Origin of the sequence: Porphyromonas levii (genome assembly GCF_018206105.1) — a bacterium.
GTDB lineage: Bacteria > Bacteroidota > Bacteroidia > Bacteroidales > Porphyromonadaceae > Porphyromonas_A > Porphyromonas_A levii.
The window spans coordinates 1-21,344 of record NZ_JADRGN010000008.1; the positions used below are offsets into that span (position 1 = coordinate 1).

Below are 21,344 nucleotides of genomic sequence, written 5' to 3' on the forward strand. Positions count from 1 at the left end.
AATACATAGAACATCCCTCCATGCGCCCACCTACCCACACCCCTCCACCCTCCCTCAGAAAATGAAAGTCAATACTAGAGCACCTTGGGGATTAGGTGAGAAATGGGTATATTTGTTAGCAGATAAGCACAGAGAGATCATACAGTACACACATATATATAAGGTATCATCAAGATGGCTGAACTTATTTTATCAGAAAGTGACCAAACACAACTGGCGGTGAAGGGTATCACCCGCCAGCAACTCGAAGGACAGTTAAGGCGATTTACCCAAGGCTTTCCCTTTCTCCATATTGTAAAAGCAGCAGAAGAGGGAGATGGCATACACAAACTCGAAAGTGAAGCACTTGAAAGTGCCTTGAAACAATGGGAAAAGGTACTTCAATCTCGAGACATTGTGGTGAGTCGGTTTGTGCCTGCCAGTGGTGCTGCATCCAGAATGTTCAAAGATCTCTACCACTTTCTGCACACCGGAGAGAAAAAAGAGTCTGTGCGCCAATTTTTAGATCACATAGAGGAGTTTGCCTTCTTTGACAGTCTCAACCGTTCTTGTATGCTTGGAGAAGGTGGCAAGGGGTGCCTCAAACTAATACAAGCTGGGGAGGAACGCACGGTAGTAGAATATTTGCTTGAGCGGAAAGGGCTCAATTATGGGCATCTACCTAAGGGACTACTCCTGTTTCACAAATACCAAGATGGTAGCCGCACCCCTATAGAGGAGCAATTAGCAGAGGCATCGAAGTATGCTCGAAATGCCGATGGCACAGTAAAGGTGCACTTCACCCTAAGCCCCGAGCATATCGATCCTTTCAATGCTCTCATTCACAAAAGAAAAGGAGAGCTAGAGGAGAGATATTCAGCTATCTTCGAGATTTCGCACAGCTTACAGATGAGCGATACAGATACCATTGCGGTGGATATGGAGAATAACCCCCTCCGTGATGCTACAGGCGAACTTATCTTCCGCCCTGGAGGGCATGGCGCGTTGATCCACAACCTCAATGAGATTAAGAGCGACATTATCTTCATCAAAAATATAGACAATGTAGTGCCACAACCACTGTGGTGCGACACGCTTATATATAAGAAGGCATTGGGTGGGTTCTTAGTGGAGCTTCGCAATCAGGTCTACAAGTTTATGGCACAACTTGGCGAAGACAAAAAGGCGAGCGGCAATCTGATCAATGAGATCCGCACCTATGTGAAAGAGAAGTTTAGCATCGACACCACCCCGCTTAATGATCTTTCGGCCGATGAGCAGACTAGCTTCCTACGTCGGTTACTGAACCGTCCTCTGAGGGTCTGTGGTATGGTAAGGAATCTAGGTGAACCAGGTGGTGGACCATATATTGTAAAGAATGAAAATGGTAGTACAAGCCTACAGATACTTGAGAGCACACAGATAAATCAGGACGACCCTACAGACAAAGAGCTATTTGAACACAGCACCTACTTCAATCCCGTTGACCTTGTACTGAGTGTTAAGGACTATAGGGGCAATAAGTTCGACCTCACCTCTTTTGTCGACCCTGAGACAGGTTTTATCAGCTACAAGAGCCAAGAAGGTAGAGAGCTCAAGGCGCTCGAGCTTCCTGGGCTTTGGAATGGTGCCATGAGTAATTGGCTTACCGCCTTTGTAGCTGTACCAGCTACCACATTTAATCCAGTGAAGACGGTCAATGACCTACTCCGTCCGTCACATTCTCTCAAATAAGAATAGATATCAAAGTAACATAAAGAATATATAATATGAAAGAAGAGATCAAAAGTAGACTTCAAGCTCTTAGGAATGCTATGAGCCAAGAGCATATCGATGCATACATCATCCCCAGCTCAGACCACCACCTCAGCGAATATACTCCTGATTGCTGGAAAGATCGTGAGTGGATTAGCGGGTTCAATGGTTCGGCTGGTACAGCTGTAGTAGCTATGGACGAAGCTGGGCTATGGACTGACAGCCGCTATTTCCTTCAGGGGGCGGCTCAGCTCGAGGGTACCACCTTCACGCTCCGCAAGGAGGGTCTTGCTGACACACCTAGTATCTCCGACTATCTCAGGAAGAAAGAAGGGATTAAGAGAGTGGGCTTCTTCGAGAAGTCTATGAGTACTCTAGAGGCACTTCGCTATAAAAAAGCACTCGAAATAGCAGGTATCGAAATTGTTAGTGACAAAGACCTCGTATCTATGGCGCGTACGGATGCTCCAGAGATTCCTCGCAATCCTTTCTTCGTGATGCCCCTAGAGTATGCAGGGGAGAGCACTAAAGACAAGGTAGCACGTGTTCGTACGGCATTGGCCGACAAGGGAGCTAACGCTATTATAGTGAATATGCTATGCGAGCTGGCTTGGCTCTTCAATATCCGCAGCAATGATGTGGCGTACAACCCTGTAGGTATTGGCTATGGCTTGGTTACAAAAGATAGTGTGAACATATACGCATTTGCGGAGAAGCTACCCGAGGAAGTACAGAAGCACCTTAAGGATAATGGCGTAACCATTAAGCCCTACGAGGCTATCTATGCCGATGTGGCTTCACTCCCCGAGGATACCGTGCTATCGCTCGACCCACAGCGTAATAACTACGCCTTCTACAGAGCCATTCCTAGTGGTATCACCGTCATTGAGCAGCTTAGTCCAATCACGCTTCTCAAAGCAGTGAAGAACAAGACAGAGTACAAGGGCTACAAAGATGTGATGAAGCGCGATGGAGCTGCACTCACTCGCTTCTTTATTTGGCTAGAGAAAGCTCTTGCCGCTGGCGAGACACCAACAGAGTATGAGGTAGGTATCAAGCTCTCCAGCTTTAGGGCTATGGATAAGAACTATGTGAATGATAGCTTTGGCACTATTGCCGGCTTCAGAGGTCATGGAGCTATTGTACACTACAGCGCTACTCCAGAGAGCAGTTACGAACTGGAGCCCAATGGGATGTTCTTACTAGACTCAGGTGGTCAGTACTACGATGGCACCACAGATATCACACGTACGGTATCACTCGGAGGGCAACCAACTAAGGAGGAGATGGGCGACTACACTCGAGTACTCAAGGGACATATCCAGCTAGCCATGGCTATTTATCCTGCAGGCACCCGCGGTTCGCAGCTTGATATCTTAGCACGCAAGGCATTGTGGGATAATGGTCAGAACTATGGTCATGGTACAGGTCACGGTGTTGGTTATTTCCTAAATGTACACGAAGGGCCACAGAATATCCGCATGGACGAAAATCCTACAGTGCTCCAAGTGGGTATGGTTACCTCTAACGAACCAGGTATCTACATTGCCGGCAAGTATGGTATCCGTATTGAGAACCTTGTTTGTACCGTCCCATATGCCGAGAATGACTTTGGGAAGTTCCTCACTTTTGAGACCCTCACCCTCTGCTATCTAGATAACAACCTAGTGGAAGTCTCCCTACTCACCGATAAGGAGCTAGCTTGGTATAACGACTATCAAGCTCGTGTATACAAGGAAGTATCACCACTCCTCTCGGCAGAGGAGGCTGCATGGCTCAAGGATAAAACCGCACCACTAAGTAAGTAACCCAAGATACTAGGTAGGTGTGCCAATCATTTTTCACTAAAATAGATTTGGCACACCTACCCTTATTATATAATTGTATGGCAATTATTCAGAGCGTCAGGGGCTTCACCCCTAAGATAGGAGAAAACGTATTCCTTGCAGCCAACGCTACAGTGGTGGGGGATGTAGAGATAGGCGATGGGAGTAGTGTATGGTTTGGCGCCGTAGTCCGTGGTGATGTAAATAGCATCCGTATCGGGAAGAATGTAAATGTACAGGATGGCGCTGTACTTCATACCCTGTACGAAAAATCGGTTACCATCCTTGAGGACAACGTCTCTATTGGGCACAATGCTATTATCCACGGAGCAAAAGTAGAGGAAGGTGCCCTCGTGGGGATGGGAGCTATAGTGATGGATCATGTAGTAGTAGGACGTGGTGCACTTGTAGCTGCTGGGGCTGTAGTACTTAGCAATACGGTAATCGAACCAGGAGCACTCTATGCCGGAACTCCGGCTAAATTTGTGAAGATGCTCGACCCCGAGCAACAACAGACCATTAATAAGCGTATCTCTGACAACTACCAGATGTATGCCTCTTGGTTTCCCAACCAAGAGTAGTATTGAAAAATAGATTCTTCGGATCCAATAGTTATGCCCCATTATTTGGTAGTTTGGGAGAAATAAGTTATCTTTGTATTACTAGAGAGGTAGCGACCCTCTTGGGCAGGGGTGAGTAAGACTTAGTGCGTCGAGCAAATGCGAAACTCATCAATATATTACAATTCCGAGATCCTTGGTCTAATGTGATGACTGGCCTCAACTACCTTCGGGCAGTGTGTCGAAAGACACCAGTGGATTTCAAAGCGTTAGCCATCCTCAAACCCTTAATTTCGGAGTTTTCACAATTTCCTTGGCGCACTTTTTATAACGGTCGGTAGACTAGCTTTTCATGCTAGACTACCGACTGTTTCATTTATCCGTATCAAGCCTCGTACCAAAGTCGCTTCCATCGTCCCTAGCCTTAGTGTCTTGTATTATGCCTCCTTGCAATGCCAGTGCCTATTGGAGAGAATGTTTCTTTGCACAACATTCTCAAATAATGCTTATCTTTGTGCTATGAAAGAACTTAGCGAGGATTGGCAAAGCCGCACAAGTCTACTTGTGGGGCAGGAGAGACTGCGGAGACTTGGTGGTAGCCATGTGCTACTAGTGGGACTTGGTGGCGTGGGTGGTTATGCTGCTGAAATATTGGCAAGGTCGGGCGTAGGCAGACTAACGATTGTAGATGGCGATATGGTCAATACCACGAATATAAATAGGCAATTGATAGCTCTTCATAGCACAATGGGCCGAAGCAAAGCTAGTCTTTGGGCGGAGAGGATCAGAGATATCAATCCCGACATCCAGCTAGAAGTGCGAGAGCAATTTATCCGAGACGAAGAGACGTACGAACTACTCGATGCTGCCGCTTATGACTTTGTGATAGATGCAATAGACACACTAAGCCCTAAGGTACACTTGATTAAGGCTTTGGTGGAGCGGGATATTCCCTTTGTGAGCGTGATGGGGACAGGAGCGAAATTTGACCCAAGGCAGATAAAGATAGGGCGAATGGATAGGGCAAAGAACTGCCCATTGGCTCGGATGATTAGGAAGCGACTTAGACGGCTAGAGGTATCTCTTAAGTTTCAGGTCGTCTACTCGGAAGAGTTACCCAACGAGGAGGCCATTGTAGTAACGGAGGGAGAACAGAATAAAAAGTCGATGACTGGGACGATTGCGCACAATCCAGCGGTGGCAGGCTGCTATGCAGCCTATGCAGCACTCGACCATTTAATACACATATAATATAAATGGAGCGGAAGTTACTTATCAAAGCGGTAGATATCCACAAAAACTTTGGCGCACTAGAGATACTCAAGGGGATTACGATGGAGGTATACGATGGAGAGATTGTCGCCATCGTAGGTGCTAGTGGTGCGGGCAAGACGACACTACTTCAGTTACTAGGAACTCTTGATAAGCTCGAAAGAGGGCGTATAGAGATTGGGGGTATAGAGATTCATGCGCTGAGTGAGGAGCAACAGGCAGACTTCCGCAATCAAAAGATGGGTTTTGTATTTCAGTCTCATCAGCTACTACCCGAGTTTACCGCCGAAGAGAATGTAGCAATACCTGCAATGATTGGTGGAAAGAGCAAAAAAGAAGCAATAGCATTGGCTAGGGTGCTCCTACAACAACTGAGTATGGAGGAGAGACTAACCCACAAGCCTGCGCAGCTAAGTGGGGGCGAGAAGCAAAGGGTGGCAGTGGCTAGGGCGCTCATCAATAATCCTCTTCTCATCCTTGCCGACGAACCTACAGGTGCGCTAGATAGTGACAATCGAAAGGATTTGCATCGGATATTTAAGCAATTGAATGAGGAGAGAGGACAGACTTTCTTGATTGTGTCGCACGACCCAGAGATCTCACAGGTAGCACACAGAACTATTCGCTTAGAAGACGGCATAATAAAGGAATAAAGACGTGAATGGGGTAACAAACGGTGACCGCAAGGTGCTTATTGTACTACTCGTGCTGGTACTGGCACTGATAGGATACATGGGGATTAGTGGTGCTAAACCCATTAGGACTACAGATACCCCATCGGTAGGCATCAGAGATACTGTATATATAGAAGTGCCAGACAGCTTAGCTGGTGTGGAGAGAGGTGATAGACTTCCTATCCGAACCGACAGATACCCAGGGCCACCACAACGAGTACAGTATCAAAAGAAACTGAGAGCAGGAGCTACCATTGACCTCAATAGCGCAGATACACTACTCCTCATGAGAGTCCCCGGGATAGGTCCTTCCTTTGCCCGAAGAATATGCAAGTACAGAGAACTGCTAGGTGGCTACTACGTGGTGGAGCAACTACAAGAAGTGTATGGCATGGATAGAGAGCGGTACGATCAGATCGCTCCATTCATGAGGATTAAGACTAAGGTTCGACCCCTTGTAGTAACAAGAGACAGCATCCCTCGGCACCCCTACCTTCAGTGGCAGCACGTGCGGGCAATAGAAGACCTCTATAGGAGTGGTAGGGAGCTTAACTGGAAAGCTCTTATGGATAGCGGGAAGTTTTCTCGTGATGATTCTCTGCGCCTATCACCATATCTAACCTTCCAAGGGGTTAGAGAGGTATCTTTGGGCGTGGAGTCGCCTACAAATACGGAATAAAGTACCTAAAAGGGGCAGTATTAATCTAAAAAATAGTAAGTTTGCAAGGAATAATCCAATATCAAATTTCGTAATAGAAATATATGGCTAATGTAATCAAAATTAAGAAAGGGCTAGACATCAACCTTGCTGGCAAAGCGCCTAAGGTAGAGGTTCAGGTGGGCGAAGTCCATTCTTATGGCGTAGTGCCTGACTTTTTCCCTGGGTTTGTGCCCAGGTTAGAGGTGCAGGTGGGTGACCGCGTACAAGCTGGTTCCGCACTTGTGTACCATAAGGACTGCCCTAAGCTCAAGCTGACAGCTCCCGTGAGTGGAGAGGTTGTTGACGTGAAGCGCGGTGCTAAACGCAAGATCTTATATATTGAGATCAAGCCCGATATCACTATCGAGTATAAGAACTTCGATGTAAAGGGAATTGCTCAGAAGAGCACTGAGGAATTGATAATGCTACTCGGGGAGAGTGGTTTCTTATCCTTATTCCGCAACCGTCCGTATGACAGAGTGATTAATCCTAATATCACCCCAAGGGATATATACATTACCGCTTACCAGAGTGCGCCACTCGAAGGTGATGCTCTAGAGCTGATAGGAGAAGACCAACAGTATCTCCAAGGAGCTGTGGATCTTCTTAGCCGTCTGACCATAGGCAGGGTACATATCAGCACCAAGGTGGGTAGCGGTCTTAAGCTCACCAATTGCGAAATCCATGAAGTAGATGGACCACACCCAGCAGGCAATGCGAGCGTAGTTATCAATAAGACTCGCCCTATCAATAAGGGGGAAAACGTATGGGTGATGGGCATCACAGAACTAGCTCTACTGGGGCGCTTCCTCGCCACTGGTCGTGTAGACTTGAGGCACAAGGTAGTATTTGCTGGCTCTAGAATGGAGAGTGCTGGTTATGCTGAAGTCATTGCAGGTGCCGATATCATGGAGCTTTGCAGTGCCAAACTAGACAAGAACCACGGAAATGTACGTCTTATCGATGGTAATCCGCTCACAGGCACTCAGGTGCTTGAGGATAGGCGCCACATGAGTCCATTCCATAGCCTTATCACTGCTATCCCAGAGGGCGATGACGTCCACGAGATGTTCGGTTGGGCATCACTAAGTCCCAAGAGGTTTAGTGTTAATCGCGCATACCCTAGTGCATTCCTCGGGAAGAGCAGAGCGTATGATATCGATGCCCGTCTCAAGGGTGGTCCTAGGGCTATCATCGTGAGCAACGAGTATGACAAGGTATTCCCAATGGATATATTCCCAGAGCAGCTCATCAAGTCTATTATTGCTTTTGACATTGATAAGATGGAGGCTCTTGGTATCTATGAGGTAGCACCAGAGGATTTTGCACTATGCGAGTTTGTGGACACCTCTAAGCTAGAGCTTCAATACATCGTGCGCAAAGGATTAGACCAGCTCTACAAGGAGTTGAACTAATCGAGAGTTAGAATATTCACGATATAAAAGAGTATAGTACTTTGAACAGTTTAAGAAAATATTTAGACAAGATCAAGCCAAACTTCGAGAAGGGTGGCAAGATGTCTGCATTGTGGTCTACTTTTGATGGCTTTGAGAGCTTCCTCTTTGTGCCCAATACGACCAGCAAGCGTGGTGTGCATATCCATGACGCCAACGACTCTAAGCGGACAATGATCATAGTGGTGATGGCTCTAATCCCTGCGCTCCTATTCGGAATGTACAACGTAGGGTATCAGCATTACTTAGTTACAGGTCAGGAAGTAGGCTTTTGGACTACTTTCTTCTATGGTTTGCTAGCGGTGCTTCCACAAATAGTGGTAAGCTACGTGGTAGGTCTCGGCATCGAGTTTGCCGTAGCACAAGTAAAGAAAGAGGAGATCGCCGAAGGATTCCTCGTATCCGGGCTCCTTATCCCAATGGTAGTGCCGGTAGAGACTCCGCTATGGCAGATTGCAGCAGCTACGGCTTTCGCTGTGGTATTTGCGAAAGAGGTATTTGGTGGAACGGGGTACAACATCTTCAATGTAGCGTTGGTTACACGTGCCTTCCTATTCTTCTCATACCCAGCTCAGATGACAGGTGACTCTGTATTTATCCGTACAGGCAAGACCTTTGGGCTAGGGGGTGAGGCTACAGCTATCGATGCCTACACAGGCGCTACCCCTCTTGGACAGGCTGGACTTACAGGAAACGAGGTACCACAGTTGACAAATGCTATTGGTCAGCCCATTAGCACACTTGACTACTTCCTAGGTCTTATCCCTGGATCAGTTGGTGAGACCTCCACTCTAGCTATTCTACTAGGTGCTCTTCTACTCATTATCACGGGCATTGCTAGTTGGAAAATAATGGCATCAGTATTCGCTGGTGGTTTTATCACTGCCTTTATCTTCAATGCTATTGGCGGCAATGGAGTGATGCTACTCCCAGCTATAGACCACCTACTTCTTGGCGGCTTTGCTTTCGGAGCAGTATTTATGGCAACAGATCCCGTTACCGCATCTCGTACCGAGACTGGCAAGTGGATCTATGGTGCCCTCATCGGATTCTTTGCAGTAGTTATCCGTGCACTCAACCCTGGTTACCCAGAAGGTATGATGCTCGCTATACTCCTTATGAATGCGTTTGCTCCACTCATTGACTACTACGTAGTAGATGCCAATGTGCGCAAGCGTATGAATCGTGCTAAAGCAGCATCTGCTGTAGAGAAGAAGTAATGTATAACTAATCCAAGTACGACAAAGACAATGAAAAAGAATAGTAATACATACGTAATCCTCTACTCATCTATAATGGTGATACTTGTAGCGGTAGGTCTAGCCCTCACCTCACAAGCACTAAAAGAGAGGCAAAGCCGTAATGTTGACCTCGACACTATGCGACAAATCCTCCGTTCTCTGAGCTTGGATGTCGACCCTACACTAAATACAGCTGAAGGGCTCTACAACGACCTCATCAAGGAGGCTTACCTAGTAGATGCTTCAGGTAATATTATACCTGGGAGCGAAGGTATTGCCACTACCGACCCTGCATTCCTAGCTACACTAGACCTAGCTAAGATAAGTACCATGGAGGGCTATCCAGTATTTGTTGCTGAGGTAGACGGACAGAAGAAGTATATCCTCGGAATGTATGGTGCTGGTCTATGGGGACCAATATGGGGTTATATCTCTCTGAATGATGATGTCAATACCGTTTACGGAATTAATCTTGACCATGCTAGTGAGACCCCTGGTCTTGGTGGCGATATCGCTCTACCTAAGTTCCGCAATAGATTTGAGGGCAAGGAGATTTACAAGAATAACGAACTCAAGAGTATTGCCGTGGTAAAACCTAGCGCAGTAGTAGAGGACAGGGATCGTGTCGATGGCATCTCCGGTGGTACACTTACCTCCAATGGTGTCAATAACATGCTCCAAGAAGCCTTTGAGCGCTACCAACCATATCTGAACAATCTGAGAAAATAATAGCACACATGGCACTATTTGACAAGAAGAACAGGGCTGCCTTTATTGAGCCCTTAAGCAAGAATAACCCTGTGCTCGTACAGGTACTTGGTATCTGTTCGGCACTCGCTGTTACGAGCAAGCTAGAGCCAGCTATCGTGATGGCACTTTCCGTAACCATTGTGGTCGCGATTGCCAACGTGGTAATCTCCCTACTCCGCAAGACTATCCCTAATAACATCCGTGTAATCGTACAGCTTGTAGTTGTTGCTACACTCGTTACGATTGTGAGCGAGGTACTTCAGGCCTTTGCCTTCGACCTCAATAAGCAGCTCTCCGTATATATCGGACTGATTATTACCAACTGTATCCTCATGGGACGCCTAGAGGCTTTTGCTATGACCAATAAGACATGGCCTTCACTCCTAGATGGAGCAGGTAATGGTCTCGGTTACGGTCTTATTCTCGTTATTGTAGGTTTCTTCCGCGAGCTACTTGGCTCTGGAACACTTCTAGGCTATCAGGTTGTTCCAGATAGCTTCTACGAAGCTGGTTATGTAAATAACGGATTGGCTATCCTACCTCCAATGGCGCTGATTATCACCGCTGTGATAGTATGGATCCACCGTTCTAAGAATCCTGAACTACAGGAGAAGAACTAAAGAGTAAGTGAAATCAATCTAACGAAAGGACAGTATTTAATTTTATGGAATATCTAAGTCTATTTGTCAAGTCCATCTTTGTGGACAATATGATCTTCGCTTACTTCCTAGGTATGTGTTCATACCTAGCTATTTCGAAGAACGTAAAGACCTCTGTAGGTCTTGGTATAGCTGTAGTAGTCGTACAGGTACTCACCTTACCACTCAACTACCTTCTTTGGACTAAAGTACTACGAGAGGGAGCCCTAGCTTGGACAGGTGTCGAAGCTCTTGCGGGTCTTGATCTCAGCTACCTCAGTCTTCTAATCTTTATTGCAGTGATTGCCGCATTTGTGCAAATGCTAGAAATGGCTATCGAGAAATTCAGCCCTGCACTCTACAATTCACTTGGTATCTTCCTCCCACTTATCGCAGTAAACTGTGCTATCCTAGGTGGATCGCTCTTCATGCAGCAGAAAGTAGGAGGCGAAATCACCAACCTTGGTCATGCACTCGCATACGCAGCTGGCTCAGGTATCGGTTGGATGCTAGCTATTGTAGGTCTTGCAGCTATTCGTGAGAAGATGATGTACAACGACGTCCCAAAGCCACTTCGTGGATTTGGTATGGCACTTATCATCACTGCACTGATGGGTATTGCCTTCCAGTGCTTCTCAGGGCTTAGCATCTAAGGAGTGTAGTATAAATTGAATTCTATTAAAAGATGAATATAATGACATTATTAGCAATTTCTCCTGCTATCTGGGGCAGTACATTGGTATTCTTGATACTGATACTGTTCTTGGTAGTATTGCTACTCCTAGCTCAGAAGAAGCTGGTAGCATCGGGCAACGTCACCATCACAATCAACGAAGACAATAAAATAGAGGTACCCCAAGGTGGTTCACTACTGACTACCCTCCAAAACAAAGGCGTGTATCTCTCCAGTGCTTGTGGTGGACAGGGCACCTGCGGACAGTGTCGCTGTAGAGTAGTAGAGGGTGGTGGCGAAATCCTCAGTACCGAGACCCCACACTTCACTCGTCGTGAAATCAACGACAAGTATCGTCTATCATGCCAAGTAAAGGTAAAAGAGGATCTCAAGATTGTAGTACCAGAGTCTGTCTTCGGCGTTAAGGAGTGGGAGTGCGAAGTTATTTCCAACCGCAATGTGGCTTCCTTTATCAAGGAGTTCGTTGTAAGGCTTCCTGAGGGCGAGCACATGGACTTCAAGGCTGGTTCTTATGCACAGATCAAGATACCAAAGTACGAGATTAAGTACTCAGATATGATTGTGGAGGAACCTTTCAAAGCGGAGTGGGACAAGTTTAAGCTATGGGGACTCGTGGGTAAGAATACCGAAGAGACTATCCGTGCCTACTCCATGGCAAACTACCCTGCTGAGGGTAATATCATCACCCTCAACGTTCGTATCGCAACCCCTCCATTTGATCGCAAGACTGGTGGTTGGATGAAAGTCAATCCAGGTATTGCATCTACCTATATCTTTAGCCTAAAGCCAGGTGATAAGGTGAGGATGTCAGGACCTTACGGAGAGTTCCATATCCAAGATACCGATGCCGAGATGCTATACATCGGTGGTGGTGCTGGTATGGCTCCACTTCGTGCACAAATTCTACACCTCTTCAATACCCTCAAGACGGGAAGAAAGGTATCTTACTGGTACGGTGCACGCTCTAAAGTCGAGATTTTCTACGAAGAAGACTTCCGTAAACTGGAGGAGCAGTTCCCTAACTTCAAGTTCAATATCGCACTTTCAGCAGCATTGCCTGAGGATAATTGGACTGGCTACACTGGCTTCATCCATCAGGTCATCTACGATGAATACCTCAAGAACCACCCAGCACCAGAGGATATCGAGTACTACATGTGTGGTCCTGGTCCTATGGCAGCTTCAGCGCTCAAGATGCTCGATGATCTTGGCGTAGCTCGTGAGAGTATCTTCTTCGACGACTTCGGTTGATTCAGGAGATTCCCAATATCTATAAATAGCCCTGCTAGCTCACGCTAGCAGGGCTATTTGTATATCACAAATACACTAGGCAAAACACAATCCACTGAGTAGACATTGGTGGAAGCGTAGAGTACAATGAGGCTGTTGCTTCACTCAACAGTCTCAATAAAACGAGGCTATCCACTAATACAGCAGATAGCCTCAACTTATTTTAATATGAAAAACGATTACAAGTCTAGAAGTTCGTATATCTCCTGCAGCTCAGACTTAAACTGAGCATCCGTCGCCAAGAGATTGGCAATAGCCTTCTCGGCATAGATAACCGTAGAGTGGTCTCGACCGCCTACTTCAGCACCAATAGCCGCAAGCGAAGCATCCGTAAGTTCCTTCGACAGATACATTACCACCTGACGCGCTTGTACGATTTCGCGCTTCCGTTTTCTACTGAGAATATCAGACTTCTCTAGGTTGTAAAACTTCGCTACCGTCTCCATTATCTCAGGGACATTCAGTTTGCGCTCCTCCACCCCCACAGTCTGTGAGAGCACCTTCTCGGCAAGCTCCATGGACAAATCCTCATTACAATAAATCGAATTTGCCATTAGCGAAGTGAGTGCGCCCTCTAGGTCACGCACATTATCCTTAGCATGCTTCACAATAAAGTTGAAGACATCATCAGGGATATTCAACCCCGCTTCATCCACCTTAGACTTCAGAATCTCCCTTCGGAGGTGTGCATCGGGGCGCTCAATCTCCACTGTCAGCCCCCACTTAAGGCGAGTATAGAGCCTATCCTCCATTCCCTTAAGGTCAGCTGGGCACCTATCCGAAGTTATGATAATCTGTTTACCAAGCATCTTCAGATGGTTGAATATCTGGAAGAAAGCATTCTGAGTACTCTTAGCTTCTGCGAACTCCTGAATATCATCTATCAGAAGCAAATCGATATTCTGATAGTAGTTGAAGAAAAGTTCAGGCTGCTTAGCTGTGATTGTAGCCTCTACAAACTGTCTTTTGAAAGTCTGTGCAGGCACATACACCGCCTTGTATCCACTTCGCTTCGCCACCAGTTGATTACCAATAGCATGCATCAAGTGGGTCTTCCCAACACCCGAAGCACCATATACGAATAGAGGGTTGAAAGCCGTTTCTCCAGGCTTCTCCACAATACTCATGCCTGCAGTACACGCCAGACGATTACAGATACTTTGGTAGAAGTTATCGAACTGCATACGCTTGTCGAGATGGGTCACAAAGCTCTCCTCTACAGCTACCTCAGACTCTGCCTTCTTAGAAGGGGAAGTCTTAGGCGCATTGGTAGGGAAACTATAGGTAAGGTTGATACCCTTACCAAAAGCCTTTTCTAGCGCATCCTTGAAGAGATCAAAGTAGTCCTCCTCTAGCTTAAAGCAATAGTCCTGTGACGGTACACGGACAACCAATTGATTGTCCTTCATACTCACTGGTACCAAAGGCTTAAACCAAATATCAAACTCCCTACTATTAGAGAGGTGGGTATCCACTTCACTTAGGACAATACCCCACGAACTACTTAACGAATCACTCATTGAACTACTACAAAACGTCTCCTCATCAATACTTAACTGTAACTACCCATCATCCCCCAGCAGAATACCTTGCCGACTACGGACTATCTTTCACTCTATTCCAAAGTCGTGATATGCAGCCCTTTTAGGCATCAAAAGAGAGGACGGTCTGCATCACTCTCTCTTAACAACTGCAAAGATTACCAATATATTCGAGATAAAAAAACCTCCTTTTGCGGCCTATTGCCCCTACCCCTTATCCAACAATCACTTAGGGCTTAACCCTTTAATTATAAGGGGATAACACATAGCCTAGCATGGTAATCCTTTGGCTTATAAGCGCTTTAGGCATTCGCCAATTAATGTTAAATCTTGTAGATACAAGAATCGTGCACCATCACTATACGCTATCAGCTAATGCCTCCATAATTTACCAAAAAATAGACAATTCTACAAGCCATAAGCGCACGTACATAACAGATCTCTAAAGCCAAAAATAGTCGTAATCAGACCCCTAAAACCTCCTAACAGCATACAGCATGCCATAGCCTCCTTACGAATCAAAGTAATATATTAAAACCTATGAAAGGTCAATCTATACCGTAGAAAACCGTGCAAACCATCTCTATCCAACCGCCTCAATATCAGGCATTCCCAGACGCTCCTATACAATGTGACCATTTAATATATACTAATCACTGCAATTAGTATATATTAATTAACCCAATTAGTATATATTAAATTGGGTGATTAGTATATATTAAATGGTCATGGGATATACCGAGGGCGGTCAACGGGTAGCGGTGAAAGGTTTTTCGCCCCTACTATCTCTGTCTTTTCCTGAATTAATTGACCTTTTGCGGGGCTATTTACCTGCCTACTTGACCTTATCCACCTAAGGTTTCACGGGTCTATTGACTCCCATTTACTTATTTACTTGACTAAGTGCACTAAGTGGTTGACTTCTCCAGTACAGCACACAAAATGGGGGATGCGCAAGAGTAGCGGGAAAATTGGTAGATTTGCTTCTAGTTTATGTGGGGAGCCGTTTGGAGAGCATGGAGAATAATGATACGAGGGAGAGAATCTATTGGCGACCTTATTTCACAAGGTACGTGCTACCACTTGCTGTAGTGGTGGCACTTTTGTCGGCATGGGTATCGGACGAGGCTCCTATAGTGAGAGAGCCCTACCCGATGAGTGCCATGGAGCACCGTTCGACCTTTAGATACCAAGGGAGCTTCAATAGAGACTTCAATGACCTCAATGATATACAGCTGACTGCTGCGCTCAATAAGGGTGTGGCACCAGCGCGAACACGCCAAGAGATGGAGCACCGTAAGGGTATGGTACACATCTGTACCAACCCCAATTATGTAGTAGAAGATCTCACGCACTCGGTACCCTATGTGGTGGAGGATATGGCAGACTTATTGGATGAGATAGGTCTGGCTTTTATTGGCGAACTAGCTAAGGACACACTCCCTCTATACCGCCCTATCATCACGAGTGTTACTCGCACTGAAGAGGATGTAAAGAAGCTCCGACGAGGTAATGGCAATGCGTCAGAAAATAGTACCCACCAGTATGGAACTACTGTGGATATCTCTTGGAGGCGGTTCGACAAAGTAGACCACCTAGACCCACGTTCGCTATCCGATGAGGAGCTCAAGCACCTATTGGCGATTGTGCTCCGAAGATTTCATGACGACGGTCGGGTGTATATCAAACACGAGCGGCGGCAGGCCTGCTTCCACATGACGGTGAGATGAGTAGGAGAAAGCACCATACGCTAGAGCTACTTAGGAATACCGATAGGAGCACGTTGCGCCTTTCAGACCTTGAAAAACGGCTATCCAAGTCTACCGGTTCCGAAAGAGAGCTATCTGCCCTCCTCTCCACCTTGCTTGATAGCATCCGTCTCGAGCCTATCGTGGTACGCTTTACCAAGGAGAGCTTCACCGTCCCTAAGCTCGTTATCTTCGACCTAGACAGCACCCTCGTGCAGTCGGAGTTTATGGCACGGATTGGCGCCGCCGAGGAGCACAACCTCGAGCGCAAGAACAAGCTACTCACACTCACCCAAGAAGCACTCAAGGGTGCAGGAGACTGGGCGAGCAACTTCACAGAACGGGTAAGGCTCCTCAAAGGGATGGATATAGAGCTACTCCATAGCTATTACAAGACAATTCCACTCTCCGAAGGGGCGCAACAGCTCATGGCTATGCTTCGGTATCACGAGATACCTACAGCTATTGTATCGGGAGCGTGGCTAGAGTACGTGCAGTACATTGCCGATTGCCTGCAGATAGACGAGCGGTTCGGTTCGGAGTGGGAGCTATCGGAGGGTTACCTTACTGGCCATATCGTGGGACAACCTATTGGACCACAAACTAAGGTGAGTATCATGAAAGAATTGGCAGCGAAATATGGCATCACTACCGACGAAGTCGTCGTCATAGCAGATGGGCACAACGACCTCCCCATGATGATAGAGGCGGGGTGTACCTTTATGATTTCGACTTCGCAGGAGCCTTCGCCATCATTTCTACCCATACAGAGCTCACTCGAAAATGATTTATCAACTACCTAATCTATAAGGAATTATGAGATACGGATATGTAAAGGTGGCAGCGGCTGTGCCATTTGTAAAAGTAGCGGATTGCTTCTACAACGTAGAACGACATGTGACAATGGTACGCCGTGCTGAGGAGCAGAAAGTAGAGATGATCACCTTCCCAGAGCTCTCTATCACGGGATATACCTGCGGAGACTTATTCTTGCAGCCTTTTCTACTAGAGCAGGCAGAGGAAGCAATCTGCCAACTAGCGGAGCAGACCAAAGACCTGAAGATGCTCATCATCGTGGGTATGCCACTACGCGCCGAGGAGAAACTATATAATGCCGCGGTAGCTATACAGGAGGGTAAGATCCTAGGTGCAATCCCTAAAACCTACCTACCCAACTATAGGGAATTTCAGGAGAAACGATGGTTCAATAGCTCTCTAGACCTCTCCTACTCTACCGTAATGATTGGTGACCACGAGGTAGAGTTTGGGCACGATATTATCTTCAAGTGCGGTAATGTGGGTGTTGGCGTGGAGATATGTGAGGATATGTGGACCCCTGTAACCCCAGGTACGCGACTCGCCCTCAATGGAGCACACCTTATCTTTAACCTCTCGGCAAGTAACGAGAATGCTGGAAAGAATAGATACATCAAGTCGCTCGTCACCTCGCTCTCGAGCCAAGCGATTACGGGATACATATACTGTTCGTGCGGCTTTGGCGAGAGCTCTACCGACCTCGTATACACCGGCAAGGCATTCATCGCAGAGAATGGGGAGATGGTTGCCGAAATGGAGCGCTTCAAGCTAGAGGAGAAGCTCCTCGTGAGCGATATCGATGTGGAGCGTATCCGCACAGAGCGTCTCATCAATAGCTCATTCCGCACGGCAGCATCTGTATACGCAGGTGAGAAACTCAAGGTAGTACCTTTTGAGCTCAAGGATGCCGACCGCAGCTATGAGATGAGTCGCCCAGTGGAGCGCAACCCTTTCATGCCTTCTACAACTAACCTCCCAGAGCGCTGCGAAGAGATGTGCCAAATACAGATGGTAGGACTAGCGCAGCGCCTCAACCACTTGGGCAGGAGCAAGATTGTCATCGGCGTCAGTGGTGGGCTAGATAGTACGCTGGCACTGATTGTGGCTGTGCGAACGATGGATATGCTTGGGCGGGATCGGAAGGAAGTAATCGGGGTAACCATGCCAGGGCTAGGAACGAGCAAACGGACGTATGAGAATAGCAAGCGCATGATGGAACTATTTGGGATTACTGCCCGTGATATCTCCATCAGCGAGGCTGCCATAGAGCACCTAAAGGCTATTGGGCACAATACCACTACCCAAGATGTCACTTACGAAAATGCACAAGCTCGCGAACGCACTCAGATACTGATGGATATCGCCAATATGGAGGGGGGCTTTGTGCTCGGTACTGGCGACCTTAGCGAACTAGCTCTCGGCTGGTGTACCTACAATGGCGACCACTCGAGCATGTACAGTATCAACGGTTCGATTCCAAAGACTTCGGTAAGAATGATGGTACACCACATAGGTAAGAGCAATGCTTTTGGCGAGGAGCTCTCTAGGACGCTACTCGATGTAGTAGATACTCCAGTGAGCCCTGAACTTACTGGCGGGGAACTAAAACAAAAGACAGAGGATATCATAGGACCATACGAAGTACATGACTTCTACCTCTATCACATGCTGCAGAACGCATACTCGCCCAATAAGATATTCTACCTCGCTCGCAAAGCTTTCAATGGGGTATACACCAAAGAGCAACTCAAGCAGTGGATGCTGATATTTGCCCGCCGCTTCTTTACGCAGCAATACAAGCGCAACTTCCTACCCGATGGACCTAAGGTAGGGGTAGTATCGCTCTCGCCTCGCGGCACTTGGCGTATGCCTAGCGATGCTTCGTCCCAGATGTGGATAGAGACTATAGAGAAGTTTTAAGGCTCACGAACATAAGAGAATAGGCTACATATCTCACGGATGAGCTGTGTAGCCTATTTGCGATTTAGGGAAAATGAGTACATTTGTAACGGCTACCCCTATTGGTAGTAATGCTATTATGAAATTGGTATGTAGAAACACCCCTTCGAGCACTTGCCTCATCCCTCTTATCTTACTTCTTGCTCTTGTGCTTCCGAGCTGCAAATCGTTCGAGGCGTACTACAATAGGGACAGCAACATCCATCAGCGTATCAATTCGCTGGAGCTCGGTATGACGAAGCAAAACGTATTGAACTTTATTCAATATCAGCCCGACTTTATCAATAGGGAGGCCTACTCAGACGGATTGCGCGAGATATTCGTATACAGAGGCTCTTATAGCCGACATGGCTGGATGGAGAAAGCTACACCAATGGTATACCGCTTAGTCTTCGAGAATAATACGCTGGTGGTGATAGACTCTGATAAAGACTTCGAACAAATTCGCATCAATGATAGGCGCCGCTTTGAGCAAGAGCGCAAAGAAGCGGAGGAGAAACGAACTGCCGCTCTCATAGAAGCTCAGAAAAAGAGCAAGGAGAAGGAGAAGTAACGAAGAGACTTTTTCGCCAGTGCCCTACTCTATTCGGATATTACTCAGGTGTGCTGGCGAAGCTAGCGGTGCTTGCTGTAGCTTGGTGATACGTAGGTGGTTGTCTGATACGCATAAGCGTTGCTCATGAGCAGTGTATGCTCGGGGCGCTACCTGAAGGTAGGCATCGCGGTTCCAACGGTTGTATACCTTAATCAGTAGCTCATTATCTCCACGCCTTAGTGGAAGACAGAGGCTTAGCTTGCCATTACCCGCTTCCCTATGTATACCACCATCAATATAGGTGCCATTGAGGTAGACGAGTACGCCATCCGAGTAGGTAATATCGAACATCGCCAACTGTGCTTCGGGAGCCTGTAAGTGCTGGCGATAAAGCTTGCCTTGGCTAAAACCTAGCTCTAGAGATACGCCCTCTTGTAGGTGATCCAGCGAGGGGCTCCACTCGGGTTGCTCAGAAATAGTCGCCATGCGCCCTCTTTGTTTGGCTTCCTCTAGAGCGCCCCACTCGTAGTTTCCTATAGGCACATAAGTGGTCTTCTGAGGTGCGAGGTGCAGTTCCTTTCCATTGACCAGCAAGGTACGCCCTACTTCGGTATCGGTATAGCTCAGTGTGATAGTCTTTCGCTTGCCAATTGCCCACTCATAGCCTACGATGCTACGGAAGCTTGCATAATAATCGGCAGAGGAATGGGCAAAGAGCGGCTTGGCTTGGAGGGTCGTAAGGGGGCCCGATAGAGGCTTCTCCCTTGGTGCCTTCCAAGGCTGAGCATAGACATCGTAGTAGGTATTATGAGCTACGAGCGTACTTCCAGCGGGCTTGGCTCCACCTTTTAGCACAAAGGAATAGCGTGTCTTCCAGTCCGCAGAGATAGTGGCAAGGGCATCTCCCTCCGCTGCTGGGTGGGTATTGTAGAGCATAGAGCTGATGGGCTCTATCTCCGCACCGATACGTTTGATAACTTCGGACTCAAAGGGGACTATGGTGCCATCGCCCATAGGACCGATATTGAGTAGATACTTACCGCCATAGGCTACCACCTTGATGAGCGAGGCGAGCTTTTCTTTCACCTTATCCTCAACCTCGCCACGCTCTTGCCAAGAGCGATAGCCCCAAGTTTCGTCGAACATAGAGGCGGCAGTCTGCCAGGGCATCGCCATGAGGTAATCGGGGTATTCGTTATCCGCCATTACACAGAAGTCGGCATAGTCATTGCCCAGACGCCCACTGACCATACAATGGGGCTGCAGCTCGTGTACCAAGGCATAGAGCTCAGCACTCTGCTCATTGGTGAGGCTCCCCATATCGAACCACAGTTCGTCTACCCTACCATACTTGGTGAGCAGCTCTCGTACCTGCGCTTTATTGTACTCGTGGTGCGGAGGTGTAGCAGCATCAGCATTGTGCGAACTGAAAGGCATGGCATAGGGGTAGTGCCAATCTATCAAAGAGAAGTAGATACCAAAGCCTATACCCTCGCGATGACACGCTTCGGCAAGCTCGCCAAGTAGGTCACGCCCTGCAGGGGTATTCATCACATTGTAATCGGTTGTCTTGGTATCGAAGAGGCAGAAGCCATCGTGGTGTTTGCTGGTCATCACCACGCTACGCATACCACCGGCTTTAGCTAGTGCCACTATCTTATCTGCATCGAAGTGCTCAGCGGTGAACTCCCGTGTATACGCCTCGTACCAGTCACTAAATCCTATTCCAAAGGTCAGTATCTGCTCGGAATACCCCCGCTCTACAGGCTTGCCGTCGAAGACCCCTGCGGGGATAGAGTAAAGCCCGTAGTGAACAAACATAGAGTACTTATCGGCATACCAATTGCTCTGAGCGATTGCAGTAGTGCTGGCGATTAATATAATGAGGGATAGAAGGAGTTGTTTCATGTGT

General features: G+C 47.3%; 18 protein-coding genes. 16 read left to right on the top strand and 2 right to left on the bottom strand.

The window, feature by feature from the left end; genetic code table 11:
• The first annotated feature begins 186 nt into the window (after nt 1–186).
• From IX315_RS02835 to nqrF, 12 genes are all read left to right on the top strand, one after another.
• Nucleotides 187–1,713, top strand: coding sequence for a DUF4301 family protein (locus tag IX315_RS02835; RefSeq protein ID WP_211639739.1), 1,527 nt, complete (start codon nt 187–189; stop codon nt 1,711–1,713).
• Between the two features lie 35 nt (nt 1,714–1,748).
• On the top strand, nt 1,749–3,542 hold the full coding sequence (locus IX315_RS02840) for an aminopeptidase P family protein (protein WP_211635437.1): 1,794 nt from the start codon (nt 1,749–1,751) through the stop codon (nt 3,540–3,542).
• 77 nt (nt 3,543–3,619) lie between these two features.
• Nucleotides 3,620–4,141 (top strand): gamma carbonic anhydrase family protein, encoded by a 522-nt coding sequence (locus IX315_RS02845; RefSeq protein ID WP_018358173.1) that lies wholly within the window; start codon nt 3,620–3,622, stop codon nt 4,139–4,141.
• 498 nt (nt 4,142–4,639) lie between these two features.
• Nucleotides 4,640–5,371 (top strand): tRNA threonylcarbamoyladenosine dehydratase, encoded by a 732-nt coding sequence (locus tag IX315_RS02850; RefSeq protein ID WP_211635436.1) that lies wholly within the window; start codon nt 4,640–4,642, stop codon nt 5,369–5,371.
• A gap of 5 nt (nt 5,372–5,376) precedes the next feature.
• Nucleotides 5,377–6,045 carry an ABC transporter ATP-binding protein gene (locus tag IX315_RS02855; RefSeq protein WP_018358171.1) on the top strand — a complete coding sequence of 223 codons (669 nt, stop codon included), beginning with the start codon at nt 5,377–5,379 and terminating at the stop codon, nt 6,043–6,045.
• Nucleotides 6,046–6,049: 4 nt separating this feature from the next.
• The gene (locus IX315_RS02860) at nt 6,050–6,745 is read left to right on the top strand and encodes a helix-hairpin-helix domain-containing protein (protein WP_211635435.1); all 696 of its coding nucleotides are present in this window, start codon (nt 6,050–6,052) and stop codon (nt 6,743–6,745) included.
• An 83-nt stretch (nt 6,746–6,828) separates the two neighbouring features.
• The gene (locus tag IX315_RS02865) at nt 6,829–8,181 is read left to right on the top strand and encodes a Na(+)-translocating NADH-quinone reductase subunit A (protein ID WP_211635434.1); all 1,353 of its coding nucleotides are present in this window, start codon (nt 6,829–6,831) and stop codon (nt 8,179–8,181) included.
• A 41-nt stretch (nt 8,182–8,222) separates the two neighbouring features.
• On the top strand, nt 8,223–9,440 hold the full coding sequence (locus IX315_RS02870) for an NADH:ubiquinone reductase (Na(+)-transporting) subunit B (protein WP_026215625.1): 1,218 nt from the start codon (nt 8,223–8,225) through the stop codon (nt 9,438–9,440).
• 30 nt (nt 9,441–9,470) lie between these two features.
• Nucleotides 9,471–10,190: an NADH:ubiquinone reductase (Na(+)-transporting) subunit C gene (nqrC, locus tag IX315_RS02875; RefSeq protein WP_211635433.1), complete on the top strand. Its 720-nt coding sequence runs from the start codon at nt 9,471–9,473 to the stop codon at nt 10,188–10,190.
• Nucleotides 10,191–10,198: 8 nt separating this feature from the next.
• A complete protein-coding gene (locus IX315_RS02880; protein ID WP_018358166.1) occupies nt 10,199–10,831 on the top strand; it encodes an NADH:ubiquinone reductase (Na(+)-transporting) subunit D in 633 nt (210 codons plus the stop codon).
• Between the two features lie 44 nt (nt 10,832–10,875).
• The gene (gene nqrE / locus IX315_RS02885) at nt 10,876–11,502 is read left to right on the top strand and encodes an NADH:ubiquinone reductase (Na(+)-transporting) subunit E (protein ID WP_018358165.1); all 627 of its coding nucleotides are present in this window, start codon (nt 10,876–10,878) and stop codon (nt 11,500–11,502) included.
• Between the two features lie 32 nt (nt 11,503–11,534).
• On the top strand, nt 11,535–12,794 hold the full coding sequence (nqrF, locus tag IX315_RS02890) for an NADH:ubiquinone reductase (Na(+)-transporting) subunit F (RefSeq protein WP_018358164.1): 1,260 nt from the start codon (nt 11,535–11,537) through the stop codon (nt 12,792–12,794).
• Between the two features lie 218 nt (nt 12,795–13,012).
• Here nqrF and dnaA read toward each other — a convergent pair whose 3' ends face one another.
• Entirely contained in the window at nt 13,013–14,353 is a 1,341-nt protein-coding gene (gene dnaA, locus IX315_RS02895) for a chromosomal replication initiator protein DnaA (RefSeq protein WP_018358163.1), read from the bottom strand.
• A gap of 1,037 nt (nt 14,354–15,390) precedes the next feature.
• On the opposite strand from dnaA, the gene IX315_RS02900 reads away from it, so the two are divergent.
• From IX315_RS02900 to IX315_RS02915, 4 genes are all read left to right on the top strand, one after another.
• Nucleotides 15,391–16,104, top strand: coding sequence for a DUF5715 family protein (locus IX315_RS02900; protein WP_211635431.1), 714 nt, complete (start codon nt 15,391–15,393; stop codon nt 16,102–16,104).
• On the top strand, nt 16,101–16,925 hold the full coding sequence (locus IX315_RS02905) for an HAD-IB family phosphatase (RefSeq protein WP_211638130.1): 825 nt from the start codon (nt 16,101–16,103) through the stop codon (nt 16,923–16,925). Before IX315_RS02900 ends, IX315_RS02905 begins: the two co-directional genes overlap by 4 nt.
• Before the next feature lie 13 nt (nt 16,926–16,938).
• Nucleotides 16,939–18,858: an NAD(+) synthase gene (locus IX315_RS02910; RefSeq protein ID WP_211837134.1), complete on the top strand. Its 1,920-nt coding sequence runs from the start codon at nt 16,939–16,941 to the stop codon at nt 18,856–18,858.
• A gap of 73 nt (nt 18,859–18,931) precedes the next feature.
• Nucleotides 18,932–19,450 (top strand): hypothetical protein, encoded by a 519-nt coding sequence (locus tag IX315_RS02915; protein ID WP_134849627.1) that lies wholly within the window; start codon nt 18,932–18,934, stop codon nt 19,448–19,450.
• Nucleotides 19,451–19,474: 24 nt separating this feature from the next.
• Here IX315_RS02915 and IX315_RS02920 read toward each other — a convergent pair whose 3' ends face one another.
• Complete coding sequence (locus IX315_RS02920; RefSeq protein ID WP_211635429.1) at nt 19,475–21,340, bottom strand: alpha-L-fucosidase; 1,866 nt, start codon at nt 21,338–21,340, stop codon at nt 19,475–19,477.
• Nucleotides 21,341–21,344: the final 4 nt, after the last annotated feature.